At 64.4% G+C, this 14,805-nt stretch carries 12 protein-coding genes and 1 pseudogene; 5 read left to right on the plus strand and 8 right to left on the minus strand.

What is annotated here, in order from left to right; genetic code table 11:
• Nucleotides 1-5 precede the first annotated feature (5 nt).
• Nucleotides 6-1,550 (minus strand): cation:proton antiporter, encoded by a 1,545-nt coding sequence (locus ACVWVY_RS09975; RefSeq protein WP_456626218.1) that lies wholly within the window; start codon nucleotides 1,548-1,550, stop codon nucleotides 6-8.
• A gap of 62 nt (nucleotides 1,551-1,612) precedes the next feature.
• Nucleotides 1,613-2,384 (minus strand): annotated as a pseudogene (locus tag ACVWVY_RS09980) (hypothetical protein).
• 228 nt (nucleotides 2,385-2,612) lie between these two features.
• Here ACVWVY_RS09980 and ACVWVY_RS09985 point away from each other — a divergent pair.
• Nucleotides 2,613-3,377 carry a tetratricopeptide repeat protein gene (locus ACVWVY_RS09985; protein WP_456626219.1) on the plus strand — a complete coding sequence of 255 codons (765 nt, stop codon included), beginning with the start codon at nucleotides 2,613-2,615 and terminating at the stop codon, nucleotides 3,375-3,377.
• Between the two features lies 1 nt (nucleotide 3,378).
• Here ACVWVY_RS09985 and trpS read toward each other — a convergent pair whose 3' ends face one another.
• The gene (gene trpS / locus ACVWVY_RS09990; protein WP_456632161.1) at nucleotides 3,379-4,380 is read right to left on the minus strand and encodes a tryptophan--tRNA ligase; all 1,002 of its coding nucleotides are present in this window, start codon (nucleotides 4,378-4,380) and stop codon (nucleotides 3,379-3,381) included.
• Between the two features lie 373 nt (nucleotides 4,381-4,753).
• Here trpS and ACVWVY_RS09995 point away from each other — a divergent pair, with 373 nt between their 5' ends.
• Together ACVWVY_RS09995 and ACVWVY_RS10000 are read left to right on the plus strand one after the other, a co-directional pair.
• The gene (locus ACVWVY_RS09995) at nucleotides 4,754-6,112 is read left to right on the plus strand and encodes a tetratricopeptide repeat protein (protein WP_456626220.1); all 1,359 of its coding nucleotides are present in this window, start codon (nucleotides 4,754-4,756) and stop codon (nucleotides 6,110-6,112) included.
• A 202-nt stretch (nucleotides 6,113-6,314) separates the two neighbouring features.
• Nucleotides 6,315-8,225 carry a propionyl-CoA synthetase gene (locus ACVWVY_RS10000; protein WP_456626221.1) on the plus strand — a complete coding sequence of 637 codons (1,911 nt, stop codon included), beginning with the start codon at nucleotides 6,315-6,317 and terminating at the stop codon, nucleotides 8,223-8,225.
• A 57-nt stretch (nucleotides 8,226-8,282) separates the two neighbouring features.
• Here the strand turns inward: ACVWVY_RS10000 and ACVWVY_RS10005 are convergent, their stop codons facing one another.
• The 3 genes from ACVWVY_RS10005 to ACVWVY_RS10015 form a co-directional block, all read right to left on the minus strand.
• Entirely contained in the window at nucleotides 8,283-9,914 is a 1,632-nt protein-coding gene (locus tag ACVWVY_RS10005; RefSeq protein WP_456626222.1) for an ankyrin repeat domain-containing protein, read from the minus strand.
• A 240-nt stretch (nucleotides 9,915-10,154) separates the two neighbouring features.
• On the minus strand, nucleotides 10,155-10,406 hold the full coding sequence (locus tag ACVWVY_RS10010; RefSeq protein WP_456626223.1) for a hypothetical protein: 252 nt from the start codon (nucleotides 10,404-10,406) through the stop codon (nucleotides 10,155-10,157).
• A gap of 104 nt (nucleotides 10,407-10,510) precedes the next feature.
• Nucleotides 10,511-11,539, minus strand: a complete 1,029-nt coding sequence (locus tag ACVWVY_RS10015) for a helix-turn-helix transcriptional regulator (RefSeq protein WP_456626224.1) — start codon at nucleotides 11,537-11,539, stop codon at nucleotides 10,511-10,513.
• A 103-nt stretch (nucleotides 11,540-11,642) separates the two neighbouring features.
• On the opposite strand from ACVWVY_RS10015, the gene ACVWVY_RS10020 reads away from it, so the two are divergent.
• Nucleotides 11,643-12,287 (plus strand): glutathione S-transferase family protein, encoded by a 645-nt coding sequence (locus ACVWVY_RS10020; RefSeq protein WP_456626225.1) that lies wholly within the window; start codon nucleotides 11,643-11,645, stop codon nucleotides 12,285-12,287.
• A gap of 25 nt (nucleotides 12,288-12,312) precedes the next feature.
• Nucleotides 12,313-12,747 (plus strand): DUF6157 family protein, encoded by a 435-nt coding sequence (locus ACVWVY_RS10025; protein WP_456626226.1) that lies wholly within the window; start codon nucleotides 12,313-12,315, stop codon nucleotides 12,745-12,747.
• A gap of 10 nt (nucleotides 12,748-12,757) precedes the next feature.
• On the opposite strand, the gene ACVWVY_RS10030 is transcribed toward ACVWVY_RS10025, so the two are convergent.
• Together ACVWVY_RS10030 and ACVWVY_RS10035 are read right to left on the minus strand one after the other, a co-directional pair.
• The gene (locus ACVWVY_RS10030; protein WP_456626227.1) at nucleotides 12,758-13,543 is read right to left on the minus strand and encodes an enoyl-CoA hydratase/isomerase family protein; all 786 of its coding nucleotides are present in this window, start codon (nucleotides 13,541-13,543) and stop codon (nucleotides 12,758-12,760) included.
• Between the two features lie 26 nt (nucleotides 13,544-13,569).
• The gene (locus tag ACVWVY_RS10035; protein WP_456626228.1) at nucleotides 13,570-14,682 is read right to left on the minus strand and encodes a cyclic nucleotide-gated ion channel; all 1,113 of its coding nucleotides are present in this window, start codon (nucleotides 14,680-14,682) and stop codon (nucleotides 13,570-13,572) included.
• Nucleotides 14,683-14,805 lie beyond the last annotated feature (123 nt).

A 14,805-nucleotide genomic window follows, 5' to 3' on the forward strand; every position in this document is an offset into this window, starting at 1 on the left:
TCCCGTTATGCCTGTGCGCTCAATTCGGCGCGGTCGAGCTCTTCTTCAACCTGGTGGAAGGCGTCGTCGCTGATCTCCTCGAGATGACGCATCCTCAACAATGCCTCGCGTGCCGCGCCGATGGCGCGGCGGCGCAGCGGATCGGCCGGCAACTCGCTGCTCGCGATGCCGAGTTCGGGTTCGGTTTCAGCGCGCAGCAGCACGGCGCGGTATTCCAGCCGCAGGATCTCGGCCTCCTCGGACGGATCGGACTCGATCGCCTCGAGCGCGGCGCGATAGGCGATGCAGCGGGCTTGAGCGGCCTCGCGCGCAACCGGATCGTCCTCCTCGAATTTCAGCGCGAGGATCACCGGCCGCAGCGTCAGGCCCTGGACCACGAGCGTCCCCAGCACCACGGCAAAGGCCGTCAGCAGGATTAAATCGCGGTACGGAAAGCTCTCGGGCAAGGCGAAGGCGGCCGCCAGCGTTACGATGCCGCGCATCCCGCACCAGGACACGATGATGCCGCGTTCCAAAGTCGGTACTGCGGGAGACACATGCGAAGGAAGCAGGCCGCGGGCGTTCAAGGCGCGCAGGAAGGCGCCATATGGCATCACCCAGGCGATGCGGGCGAAGACCACGACGGCGAGGATGGTGGCGGCAAAGCTGCAATATTTGAACCGTACCTCGTCATCGAGCCCGGACCAGATCGGATTGAGCTGCATGCCGATCATAATGAACGCCAGCACGTTGAGCACGAACACGACGGTTTCCCACACCGCATAGGAGGCCACACGCAGCCGCGCCGGGGTACGCTCGGGCGCGGTGCGGGCGATCGTGATCGCATAGGCGACGATGGTGAGAATGCCGGACAGCCCGATATGCTCGGCGACGATCCACACCATGAAGGTGCCGGCGAATTGCGTGATGATCGCGCTCGGCGCCTCGGTGATGCGGCGCGTGATCTGCGTCCAGACCCGCGCGAACAGGAAGCCGGCAATGAGACTTCCGAACAGCGCCAGCGCAACGGATGGCACGAACTCGTGCACCTTCATGTGCTCGGCGGCAACCAGGCCGACGCAGACGCGGTAGATCAGGAGTGCGCTGGCATCGTTGAGCAGGCTTTCGCCCTCGAGGATCTTCTGGATGCGGTAAGGCAGGTTGACCTGACGCAGGATCGCGGTGGCCGCCGCGGCGTCGGGCGGCGCCACGATGGCGCCGAGCGCGATCGCCACCGCCCATGGCATGTCCGGGCGCAGCCAGTGCGCGACGACAGCCACGGCGGTGGTCGTGACGCCGACCGCGACCAGCACCAGTGTCGAGACCGGCAGCCAGTTGTTGCGAAGGTCGCGCAGCGAGGTATCGAAAGCCGCATCGAGCAATACCGGCGCCACGAACAGCGCCAGCGCCAGTTCCGGCTCCAGCGTCCACGAGGGGCTTCCTGGCGCGAAGGCGAGCAACATGCCGCCGATCGCAAGAAAAGTCGGATAGGGCACCTTGAGCCGCCGCGCCAGCGCGGACAGCACCACCGCGCCAAGCAGCAGCCCGATAATCCATTCGAATGCTAGCAAATCTGGGATTCCTGCCGGTCGAGATCGATGTCGCCATCAATCTAGCACCAAAACCGGCAAGTCTATTGCGCCATCGCCAATATGCCGCCGGCGAAGGAATGCCAGAGCGGCGTGGTGCTGATCGGCCAGTTCAGCAGCTTGACGGCGATCAGCGCAATGCCGCCATAGACATAAACCGGATGCGGCCGGCCGCGCGTGCGCCAGTCGTAGACGATGGCGGCAACCAGCAGGAGGTAGGCGACGAAGGCCGGCGGGATGGTCACCGGGACCGGCGGTGGACCGACGGGGCCGGGAGGGGCCAGGAAGGTCAGAAACCAGCGCGCGACCGCGGCGTCCAGCAGCGAGATGCCGGCCAGCAGCATCAGCCGCTTGTGCGTCTCAGGCTTGCGGATGGCGGCAATCGCCAGCGCGAACACCACGGCGAAGAACAGAATTCCGCTTAGCGGAACGATCGCGAACGCAATTCCGTCATCGGCCAATCCTGCCGCGGCGGAGCGCTTCATCGCATTGACAGCCACCAGGAAGCCGAAAATCGTCATCGCGGTCGCCAGCGATACTCCGATCATGCCGATGGTGCGGTGCCGGGGCGACCTTGCCGGAAGCGGCGAGCCAGCTCTGGAATGCGAAATAGAGTGACCAGGCGAAGAACAACAGGCCGTGAAAATGGACGACAGGCGAGGCTGAGAACGATCGCTTCGCCAGTGGCAGCCAGTAGGTCGGCGCGAAGCCGAGAAAGGCGACAGCCGTGCAGGCCAGCGCCATGTAGAAATAGAAGTAACCTGTTTGGGATTGCGCGATGGCGCGCGGCGGATTGAAGTCGGTCAATGCGGTCATGGATATTGAGTCCGCGAGACCTGTAAAAGGTTCACGACAAATTTTGTGACCAAGCCTATCCGTTTGCGTGCGGACGACGGTGTTTTCGCGCGTGTCACGTTTCGGCCAGAATCTGTCCCCGTATGAAAACGGATACGCGCACGCGAGCGTTGTCGAAAAAGCGGACGGCTTGCTAGGATCGCGCGACAATCCAACGCTTCCCGGACACAAGGCTTCCCGGATCAATTGATGCGATTCTATTCCGACATCCGAAAGCTGGTCGCGGCTTCCTTGCTATGGATCGCGTTCGTGCAGGGCGTATCGGCGACCGGTGTCGAACCGGCCAAGGATTTGCGCGTCGATCCCGCGCTCTGTCTGGCCGCCGCGCTGGCGCGTGACGACGACAAGACGGTTGCGGCCTGCGGCGCGTTGATCGACAACGCAAAGACCGAAAAGGCCGACCGCATCAAGGCGCTGATCGCGCGCGGCGCCGCCTATGAGCGCAAGGACATGGCCGAGCGCGCCATTGCCGACTATGACGGCGTGCTGCGGCTCGATCCCTCACTCGCCGATATCCACAACACGCGCGGCGAACTCTGGCGCAAGAAGGGCGACCTGCCGAAGGCGGTGGCCGATTTTGCTGCGGCGATCAAGCTGAACCCGGACCACGTTGCGGCCAGAGCCAACCACCGTGCGTTGGCGCTGGAGCTGGAGCGGTTGGGCGCGCTGAAGGCGGTCGCCGGCAAGCCGAGCTTCGATTGCGCGACCGCCCGCCGCAAGGTGGAGAAGGCGATCTGCGCCAACCCCGAGCTTGCCGATCTCGATCGCGAGGTCCACGGCTCCTATGTCAGGGCAGCCGCTGAGAAAATGACCCCGCGCCAGGCGCGCATTCTGCGTCGCGAACAGGAAGAATATATCTCCCGCCGCAAGGCGGAATACGGCCGGCCCGGCTACGATCTGAAAAAGGCGATGCGCGACCGTCTGCAACAGATCAACGGGATCGACGGGTACTAGTTTACAACATGAACAGCCCGAGGCCTTCGACGACTTCCCGCTTCGTTGCTTCGGTCCGGCCACGCGCCTTTTCCGTACCGCGGCGGATCACGTCGAGCACATAGATCGGATCTTTGGCGAGTTGCGTCCTTCGTTCTCGCATAGGTCCAATCAGCGCCTGCAAGATGTCTTCGAGGCGGCGCTTGATCTTGCTGTCGCCGACACCTCCCCGCCGATACTGCGCCTTCAGTTCTTCCAGCGTGGTGCGGTCCTCCTCGAAGGCATCCAGATAGGTGAAGACGACATTGCCTTCCACTCGCCCGGGATCTTGGACCCGCAGATGATTCGGGTCGGTGAACATCGCCTTCACCGCCGCCGCGATCTCGTCCGGCGAGGCCGAAAGGGCGATGGCATTGCCGGCGGATTTCGACATTTTCGCTTTCCCGTCCACGCCCGGCAGTCGCCCCGACTGCGGAATGACGGCCTGCGCTTCCGGCAGGATGGCCCGTCCGGCGGTGGTGTTGATACGGCGCACGATCTCGTTGGTCTGTTCGATCAGCGGCGCCTGATCCTCGCCCACCGGTACGACGGTTGCCTTGAACGCGGTAATGTCCGCCGCCTGCGCCGCGGGATAGCACAGGAAGCCTGCCGGGATGTCGCGCCCGAAGCCGCGGCCGCGGATCTCATCCTTGATCGTGGGGTTGCGCTCCAACCTCGCAACGGTCACGAAGTTCAAATAGAGCATCGACAGTTCGGCCAGCGCGGGCAGGTGGGATTGCAGGCAGATAGTGGTCTTGGCCGGGTCGATCCCGACGGCAAGATAGTCGAGCGCCACCTCCATCACATTGAGCCGCACCTTGTCGGGAGCGTGAGCATTGTCAGTCAGGGCTTGCGTATCAGCCAGGAGCAGGAACTGCTCGTGGCTGTCCTGAAATCGCAGACGGTTGCGCAACGATCCGGCATAGTGGCCGATGTGCAGCGGGCCGGTGGTGCGGTCGCCTGTCAGAATAACGGGTCTGGTCATGAGGTGTCCTCGTGAGCTGAGGGGGAACACCGCATGGGGGATCATCAAAACAAAAGGCCGCCCTTGCGGCGGCCCCAGATGCGATGAAACGTCCGGCCGCCCTGTCAGAAGGCCAGCCACCAAAGTTTGACAATGATCATCGTGCGTTTCATGGAAATCTCCCTAGGCTATGGACGGATGCAGGTCAACACATAGCGCCGCGTGAATGACGACAAGATGCTCGGACCCCGATCTATTAATGTCCTGAGCCTGGGCCGTATTGGCCCGATAAGGGGGAGATGCCCGCGCCTTCGAACCTTGGGAAGATCAGCGGCGACCAAGTGATCGGGCGCGGCGTTGCCGCGCGTCCTTCAGTCATTTTGAAGAGCCGGTTATGCGATCCTTTGTTTCGCCATTTGCCGCAAGTGCGGCCTTTGCCATTGCAATCCTGACCTCCTTCGGCGCCCTGGCCCAGCCGGCCGCCGAACCGCCGGTGACCTGCGCGGCGCTTTCGGCCGCCGAGCCGGCGAAGCTGATCGAGGTTTGCACCGCGCTGATCGACAATCCGGCGACGCCGGAAAGCGATCGTCTTGACGCCACGATTACCCGCGCCGCCGCACTGCATAACAGCGGTCAGACCGGCAAGGCTCTGGCGGAAATCGATACCGTCATATCCAAGGACCCGAATCGTGCCCGCGCCTTCCGCGCCCGCGGCGAAATCCTTCGCCAGACCGGCAAGATGGAAGGCGCGTTCGAGGCGTTGAATCAGGCCATTCGGCTCGAGCCGGACAATGCCAATGGTTACGCCAACCGCGGCAACGCGTTCAACAACGCCAAAAAATACGATCGGGCCATCGAAGACTATAACGAGGCGCTGCGGCTGAAGCCTGATCTTGCGCAGGTGTTTTCCGACCGCGGCGCCGCCTGGTATTTCATGGGTGAGTATCAGAAGGCGATCGCCGATTACGACGAGGCACTTCGTCTCGAGCCGCACCGCGCGCGCACCTACAGCAACCGTTCCGCGGCTTACCGCAAGCTGGGCCGAACGGAAAAAGCGATCGAGGATGTCACCACGGCGATCCGGATCGATCCGACGCAGCCGGAATTCTTCGACAATCGCGGCCTCGACCTTGCCGGCAATGGCGATTATGCCCGCGCGATTGCCGACTATGACGAAGCGATCAAGATCCGCCCCGAGCCGAAATTCCTGACCAACCGCGGCGACGCCTATCAGGCGCGGAAGGATTACGATCGTGCCATCGCGGACTACGACGCGGCGTTGAAGATCGATCCAAAGTTCCAGCGCGCCTACAACAACCGCGGCGCGGCCTGGGTCAAGAAGGGCGACCGCGGCCGTGCGCTGCAGGACTATGCGGAAGCCGTCCGTCTCAATCCGTCCGACAGCACCGCCGCCGTCAATTACAAGGACATCGCGCAGGAGATCGAACGGCTGGGCTCGCTTTCGTACCAGAAGAATTTGCCGAGCTTCAATTGCGCCACCGCAAAACGCCAGGTCGAAAAGGCCATCTGCGCCGACCCCGGCCTCGCCCAGCTCGACCGCAACATCAACGACGTGTTCCTGCGGGTGATCGCGAGTGCGGAATCCGACAGCCATCGCGCCGCGCTGGCGCTGACTCGGCAGCAGCGCGACTTCATCGAAAAGCGCAACAGCTCGTTCGGCAAGCGTGGTTATGACCTCCGTCAGGCGATGGAGGACCGGCTGGAGAAGCTCAATACGATCGCCCGGCAGTAGGATTTTAGCCGAACGGACGAGCCATTCTCGGCTTGATCTGGCGCAACTTCCCGTGACAATGCCTGAAACAAGATGCTTGCCCAGCCGTCATGGCCGGGCTTGTCCCGGCCATCCACGCCTTGTTCTAAAAGCAAAGCAAGCACGTGGATACCCGGCACAAGGCCGGGCATGACGATATCAGGCGAACGAGCGGGAGTGCGCCATGAACGTTCAGAACAAAAGCCGCTATCACGAGGTCCATGCCCGCTCGCTGAGAGACCCGGAAGGATTCTGGGCCGAGGCGGCGCGCGAGATCGACTGGATCGAGCCCGCAAAGAAAATCTTCGATCCCTCGATGGGCGCGTATGGCCGCTGGTTCGCCGGCGCCGTGGTCAACACCTGCTATAACGCGCTCGACCGCCACGTCGCGAACGGCCGGGCCGACCAGGTGGCGCTGATCCACGATTCGCCGCTCACCAATTCGATCTCGAAATTCACCTATGCGGAGATGCTCAAGGAGGTGCAGACGCTCGCCGCGGTGATGGTCGATTTCGGCGTTGCCAAGGGCGACCGCGTCATCCTCTATATGCCGCTGGTGCCGGAAGCGGTGTTTGCGATGCTGGCCTGCGCGCGGATCGGCGCGGTGCATTCGGTGGTGTTCGGCGGTTTTGCCGCGAAAGAGCTCGCGACGCGCATCGAGGACGCCAAGCCGAAGCTGATTTTTTCGGCGAGCTGCGGCATCGAGCCTGGCCGCCTCGTGCAGTACAAGCCGCTGCTCGACGAGGCGATCAGGCTTTCCAGCGTCAAGCCGCAGGGTTGCGTCATCCTGCAGCGGCCGCAGCAGGCTTGCGAACTTACCCCCGGCCGCGATCACGATTGGGCGGCGCTCCGCAGCGCGGCGCTCGCTGCCGGCAAGGCCGCACCGTGCACGCCGGTGCTCGCGACCGATCCGCTCTACATTCTCTACACGTCGGGCACCACGGGAATCCCGAAGGGCGTCGTGCGCGACAATGGCGGGCATCTGGTCGCGCTGAAATGGTCGATGTTCAACCTCTACGGCGTCAAACCCGGCGAAGTCTGGTGGTGCGGCTCCGACATCGGCTGGGTCGTCGGCCACAGCTACATCGTCTACGGCCCGCTGATTCATGGCGCCACCTCGATCATGTATGAGGGCAAGCCGATCGGCACGCCGGACGCCGGCGCGTTCTGGCGCGTGATTTCAGAGCACAAGGCGGTGGCCCTCTTCACCGCGCCGACCGCGTTCCGCGCCATCCGCAAGGAGGATCCCGACGGCGCGTTCATCCGCAAATACGATCTGTCGAAATTCCGCACGCTGTTCCTGGCCGGCGAGCGCGCCGATCCGCCGACGGTGGAATGGGCGGAAGCGCAGTTGAAGGTGCCGGTGATCGATCACTGGTGGCAGACCGAAACCGGCTGGTGCATCGCCGGCAATCCGGTGGGGCTAGGCCAGCTGCCGGTCAAGCACGGCTCGCCGACAGTGCCGATGCCGGGCTATCAGGTCGACGTGGTGGACGAGGCGTCCAGGCCGGTGCCTGCGGGCACCATGGGCTCGATCGTGATCAAGCTGCCGATGCCGCCGGCCTGCCTGCCGACATTGTGGGAGCAGGATGCGCGTTTCAGGGAAGCCTACCTCACGGAGTTTCCCGGCTACTACAAGACCTCGGACGCCGGCTACAAGGATGACGACGGCTATGTCTGGGTGATGGGCCGCACCGACGACATCATCAATGTCGCCGGCCACCGGCTCTCCACCGGCGGCATGGAGGAAATCCTGGCTTCGCATTCCGACGTCGCCGAATGCGCGGTGCTCGGCATCAAGGACGCGATCAAGGGCGAGGTGCCCTGCGGTTTCCTGGTGCTGAAGGCCGGCGTCACGCGCCAGCCTGCCGAGATCGAGAACGAGATCGTGGCGCTGGTGCGCGACAAGCTCGGGCCCGTCGCAGCGTTCAAGCTCGCGATCACGGTTGGGCGATTGCCGAAGACGCGCTCGGGAAAAATCCTGCGCGGCACCATCAAGAAGATCGCCGACGGCGAGAGCTGGAGCATGCCGGCTACCATCGAGGACCCCAAGGTGCTCGATGAAATCGGCGACGCGCTGAAGGGCAGGGTGTAGGGGCGGGCTTAATCCAATTGCCTGCGCCGGCCATGATCCGACCGGCGCGCGCGTCGGCTAGCCCAGCAACTCTTCGGTGACCTCGTCGGAGAACCGCTTTCGTTTGCCGGCAATCAGCACCCGCTCGGGATCGTCAGGGATGATCGTGGCGCCCGGCATGCCGTGATCGAGCAGGGCGCGCGCGCAACCAACCCAGTCGCCGCCGTCGACCGGCTCGTTGAGGGACGCCCAGGACAGCGAGCCGCAGGCGTTGTCGCCGAAGCCATGCTGCTCCGTCCATTTGGCGCCGTGCTCGAGCAGAAAGCGCGTCAGGCCGGCGTCGCCGCGAAAGATTGCGTGATTGAGCGCGGACCCATCCCAGTCGCCGCCGCGCACGGCGATCGGCCAGCCGAGACGGACCATCAGCCGCACGACGTGGTCGGCGCCCTCCGCCGCCATGTCCGGAAGCAATCGCAATTGCGCCGGCGACAGCGAGGCCGGCAGATCGGGCCGGCTGGCGCGGATCATCCGCGCTTCGGCCTCGTCGCCGCGCGCGCAGGCTGCCACGAAGCGTTCCTCGTCCGGGACATCAGGCACCTCGATTCGCGCACGCAGCAGAGCGGCAATGTCAGGAAGCCCGAACCGGAGCGCCAGCCGATAGGGGCTGGCACCGTCGGAGGCGGGCCGCGAAACATCCGCGCCGGCATCCAGGAGGGCCTTCGCATGCCGTGGCCGTCGGCGCCGAATCGCCCATGCCAGCGGCGAACCCCAATCGGTCAGCGGTGGATTTCGCGCCGGTTCGTTCGGATCGCCGCCGTGCGCCAGCAACAGTTTCAGCGCGGTATCGTCGTCGAGATCCATGGCGCGATAGATCGCATTGCTTTCTGCGATACGCGCGCCGTGCTCCAGCAGCAGGCGCGTGCATGCCGGATTCTCCAGCGAGTGATAAAGCGACTCGCCGTCATTGGGGTTCGCGCCGGCTTCGAGCAGCAATTTCGTCAAGGCGGGATCATGGTTGCTTCCGGCCGCGCCGTAGAGCGTCGAGAGCGGATAGCGCTGATCGGGCTCGCTCAGCGATCCCGGCTGCCAGCGGCTGTGAATGTGCTGGTTCACGTCGGCGCCATCAGCGATCAGCAATGCCGCGCAGCGATGCAGCCGCTCGCGAAATTCTTCCACGCGCAGCAGGCTCGAATGCGCAATCGCGAAGAGCGGCGGCAACCGCAGCGGACCACCCGACGTGTTGACCCATGCCGGGTCGGCCTGCATCGCCTGCCGCAGCGCGCGTTCGTCGCCGATCGCGCAGGCAAGATAGGGGTCGCCCGCGATCAGGTCGGGATCATCGGCCAGAATCCGCAACGCGACGCGCGGGTTCGCGCGGTTGACCGTGCCGCTGACGTCGCCGGAATAAACCAGCTGCGCCCACTGCAGGACGCGAACGGCGCGCTCCTTCTGCGCGACCGCCTGCACCTCGACGTAACGCTTCAAGTCGGGCCAGGATGCAAAACCGTGTTCGCGCGCGATGCATGATTGCGCATCGTGCAGGCGCAGTCCCCGGGACGAAAGGTCCTCATCGCTGAGGCCCGCCGTTGCCGGCAGCGTGCTGCGAAACCGCGCCATCGCCACCGCATCGCGGGCTCGATAGAGGCGGATCAATTGCTTGGCTTGCTTCTTCAGATGATCGAGATTCAATCGATCGGGGAGCGGGTTCATCAAACACCTCCGTGCATGACATCGCCGACGGCCCGCAATACCGGCTGCACAAAGGCTCTAGATGTCGCTCGAAAGCTGCAAGTGGGTTCAACCCTTCCCGCGGGCCCGGGAACGGCTTGCACCGCAAGTCCTACAATATGGCCAGCGCAGGCGATGGTCAAATTGGCCGGATACCTCGCGATTCCGACCAAGAAAATCCCGGCCGCTTGCCGCGGCCGGGATTATTGCAGGAATGTTCGATCAGTAGGCGCAGACGTTCACGGTGCGCAGACGCATGCCGCGGCGGGTTTCGACCCAGCGCTGTTGCAGGCAACCGTTCAAACCGGTGTCGAGGTAGACGCCGCCGAAGCCGACGCCGATGGCGGGACCCCAGCCATATCCATGTCCCCAGTGATGATGGCCGTGGTAAAAGCCGCCGGCGGAAGCGGGCGCTGCAGCGGCAATGGTGAGCGAGGCGGCGGCGATCAGTCCGAGGGTCATCTTGCGAAACATCGTAAATATTCTCCAGTTGATGGGCACGAGGCCGTTGTTTCGTCCCTGCCCATCAGTCGGGCCGACGACGTCTTGCGTTCATGCGCGTCGGGGAGAATCGTGTTTCAGAAATGTTTCGTGGTGCGAGATCGGCGGATATCCTTGTCATCCTGGTAACCATCCCGCGCTGTCCGGTAGCGTGCGGCCATGGCCCGGGTGAGTTCAGCCATCCTGTCGCGCAGCTCGGCCGGCGCCAGCACCTCGGCCTCCGCGCCAAGGCGCAGCAGTTCGGCCGCCGCGTGCCACACTGTTTTTCCGATCGGCACAACCGCGATCCGCCAGCCCGCGGCATCCGCGGTCTCCTCGATGCGGGTGCGCGTCCTGACATAAGGCTGGCTCAATGCGTTAAGCAGTTTTACGCCAAACGGCGACAGCCGCACGGTGGCGAAGTTCGGATGCATCTCGGCTTCGAGCCGGATCGTTGCGGCTTGCCAATAGGCGGCGAGATCGAAATCGGCGGGCCGGACGCAGCGCTCCTCCAGAACGTTGCAGTCGAGCACGCGCGCAACCCGATAGGTGCGCACGCTGCCATCGACGTGCCCTGCGAGATACCAGCTGCCGCCCTTCAGCACGAGACCGAGCGGCGCGACGCGGCGGCGTTTCTCCGCCCTCCAGCTTTGGTAGCGGATTTCGACCAGACTCTCGCGCAAGAGCGCGCTGGCAATGGCGCGCAGATGCTTCGGATGCTCGGCTTCCCCGAACCAGCTTGGGGCGTCGAGATGAAAGCGTTCCTGCATCCGGCCGGCGTTCGGGCGCAGACTGGCCGGCAATGCCGCCATCAGCTTGGTCTGCGCCGCCAGCATCGCAGCGTCGAGGCCAAGCGCGGCTGCAGGCCCCGGCAGTCCCGTCATGAACAGCGCCTCGGCCTCCGGCTGCGACAGTCCGTTCAACCGCACGCGATAGCCGTCGAGCAGGCGATAGCCGCCTTCCGCGCCGCGATCGGCATAGACCGGAATGCCGGCCGCGGCGAGCGCATCGATGTCGCGATAGATGGTGCGCACCGAAACCTCGCAGGCTTCCGCGAGTTCGGGCGCGGTGACCTGTCCCCGCGCCTGCAGGGTGGTGAGGATCGAAAGCAGCCGGCTCGCGCGCATGATCCTTTAAACCATACCTGACACAGGATGTCAGGTATGGTCGGGCATACAAGGTCCGGTTGCCCGCGGGGTTCAAAGCAGCGGGTTCAAAAGGAGACTGCCAATGACCAGCAACGACCGCATCACGCTTTATTATTCGCCGCAGAGCCGTGCGACCGGCACGCGGGTGCTGCTGGAGGAGCTGGGAGCCCCCTACGATCTCCATGTCCTGAACATGAAGGCGGGCGAGCAGCGCCAACCGGCCTATCTCGCCATCAACCCGCTGGGCAAGGTGCCGGCGATCCGCCACGGTGAGGCGCTGGTGACCGAGCAGGTGGCGATCTACATCCATCTCGCCGACCTGTTTCCGGGAGCCGGGCTGACTCCCGCGCTCGACGATCCCAGCCGCGGCCCGTATCTGCGCTGGATCGCCTATTACGGTTCCTCCTTCGAGCCCGCCCTGATCGACAAGTTCATGAAGCGCGAGCCGACGCCTGTGTCGCATTCGCCATATTCCGATTACGAGACCATGCTTGGTGCATTGGAGGCGCAGCTTTCCAAGGGGCCTTATCTGCTCGGAGAACGCATCACGGCAGCCGACATTCTCTGGGGCGTGGCGTTCAGTTGGACGATGATGTTTGGCCTCGTGCCGCGAACGGACGTATTTGCGGCCTATGCCGAGCGCATCACGTCGCGTCCGGCCTTCCAGCGGATCAACGCTGCCGATGACGAAATGGCCGCGCAGCATGCCGCAGCCTGCGGCGGGTGAGGCGCCACGAGCATTGGATTGCTGGATGACAAAGACAGTTCACACGACCAACTGCTTCGACACCTTCATCCAGGTCGCGGAGGATTGTCCCGCGCGCACCGGCGAGGAACCGCCGCCGCGCGCGGGGAATCCGACGGTAGCCGGCCTGCAATACAAGATGATTGCGGAGGCGCCCTACAAGTACACGTCGGACGACGTGATATTCGCAACCTCCACCCAGGGCCGGCAGCTCGATGAGAAGGCGACGAAGAAGGAGCGAAGTCTTGCCCGCGACGAATTTTTCTCCAAAGGGCAGGCGTGTTTGAGAGCATCGGGGCTTGGCAAGCGCTTCGGCTGGGGCGTGCATGCCGATGCCGAGGGGCTCGTCGCGATCTATCCGATCGACAGCAAGCGCTACCAGGCGCTGGCGCGAGATCCCGGTATCAAGCAGGTCCGGGCGATGCGAACGAAGCGGGCTTGAGTTTTTCCGGTTAGAATTTCGGCGGGCGCTTTTCCGCAAACGCCTTGATGCCTTCCTTGATCTCGGCGCTGCGCATGCTCTCGCGGTGGCGGAGATCGGCGGCTTCCTCGTCGAATTTGCCGCGGGCGAATTCGTTGATGGCACGTTTCATGCCGCGCATCGCAAGCGGCGCGTTGCCGGCCAGGATGTTGGCGAGGCGGTCGACCTCTTCGTCGAGGGCTTCCTCCGGCACCATCGCGGTGAGGTAGCCGATCCGCAGCATTTCGGGCGCCGTGATTTTCTGCGCGGTGAGAAACAGCATTTTTGCGTTGTCGACGCCGAGCCGCGACACATAGCGGCCGATGCCGCTCTTGTAATAGTGCAGGCCGAGCCGCGCCGCCGGCATGAACATTTCAGCGGTATCGACGCCGATGCGGAAGTCGCAGGCCAGCGCCAGGTCGGTCGAGCCGCCATAGACGCCGCCATTGAGCCGGCAGATCGTCGGCACGCCAAGGTCCTCCAGGCGGTCGACCACCGCTTCGAACGCCGATCCCGCGCTCGGTTGCGCGGTCGCGCTGGTGGCGCGGTCCGCCACCGAGTTGAGATCGTAGCCGGCGCTGAAGGCGCGGCCGGTGCCGGTCAGCACCAGCACGCGGATCGCAGGATCAGCCTCGATCCGGTCGAACAGTTTTATGAGATCGCCGAGATCTTCGCTTTGCAGCCGGTTCAGATGCTTCGGCCGGTTGAGGCGGATGGTGGCGCGTGCGCCGCTGATCTCGAGTATCGGCGCGCTTGCCGCCTCGGCTGCTTCACGCATGTTGTTCTCCATTGTTCTTGTTTGTTCTATTTGTTTTCTTGCGCGCGCCGCTGGGCCTCGGCATCGATGGTCTCGGCCAGATCGGGATGCCGGGCCATCAGCAGGCGAAAATCCACGAGATCGAGCACCAGCAGCCGCGTCACCTTCGTAGTCGTGACATTGGCGCCGCGCACATTGTTGCCGAGCAGCGCCATCTCGCCGAAGAACGCGCCCTCGCCGAGCGCGACCTTCTTGCCGGGCAATTCAACCTCGGCTTCACCGGCGGCGATGAAATACATGCAGTCGCCCTGCTGGCCCTTGCGGATGATCATGGTGCGCGCCGGCAGGTCCATGGTTCGCAGCATATGCGTGACGTCGGCGATCGCGGCCGGGCCGAGGGTTGCGAAGAACGGCACCTTGCTGACGGTCTCCCACGTCTTCAGGAAATTGTCGCGGCGCGTCTCGGCGGCAAAGCCGGTCGCCAGAATACCGGTCCAGAGCCCGAACACGCCGAGACCGCAGATCATGACCAGCGCCGCGACCATGCGGCCGAGCGGCGTGATCGGCACCACGTCGCCATAGCCGGTCGTGGTCAGCGTCACCACCGCCCACCACAGCGCCGCCGGCACGCTGCCGAAGGTTCCCGGCTGCACGTCGCGTTCCAGGAAATATTCCGCGACCGACGCCAGAAACACCACCATCAGGAAGATCACGAGCACGCTGAGCAGCGGCCCCGATTCCAGCACCAGCACGCGCCGCAACTGCCGCAGCCCCGGGATGCCCGGAACGACCTTGAGCACCCAGAGGATGCCGAGCAGCCACGCCGTCCTGGGCTCGATGCCCAACAGCAGCGCGACCGGCACGGCGAGGGCGCCGATCGCGTCGACGACCCCGCTGGCGGAAAGCGCGTAGAGCGACAGCCGCCCTTGGCTTGCCATGTGGCGCAGCCGCACCAGCCATTCGAACACGAAATAGACCAGGCACATCCACAGCACCGCGTCGACCCAATGGTGCGCCACCTCGTAGGCAGGGGGCGTGGTGAGCACCACCATCGCAGCGACGCCGGCCGCCACCGCGGCATAGGCCGCCTTGGTCATGTTGCGGCCGGCCGTCTTGGCGGTGAACTGAGCCAGTGCCGAGAGAACGAGCCGCTTGGACATCGGATAAGAAGGGGCCTGATGGGTGCAATAAAAGCTGGGATAACGGTCAAGCCGCAGCGTGACCGATGCCGCAAAGTGCCTGCCTGCGGGGAGGCCGTCAACGGCGGCCTTCACACGGCGCGA

This window comes from Bradyrhizobium sp. URHC0002 (genome assembly GCF_054059515.1).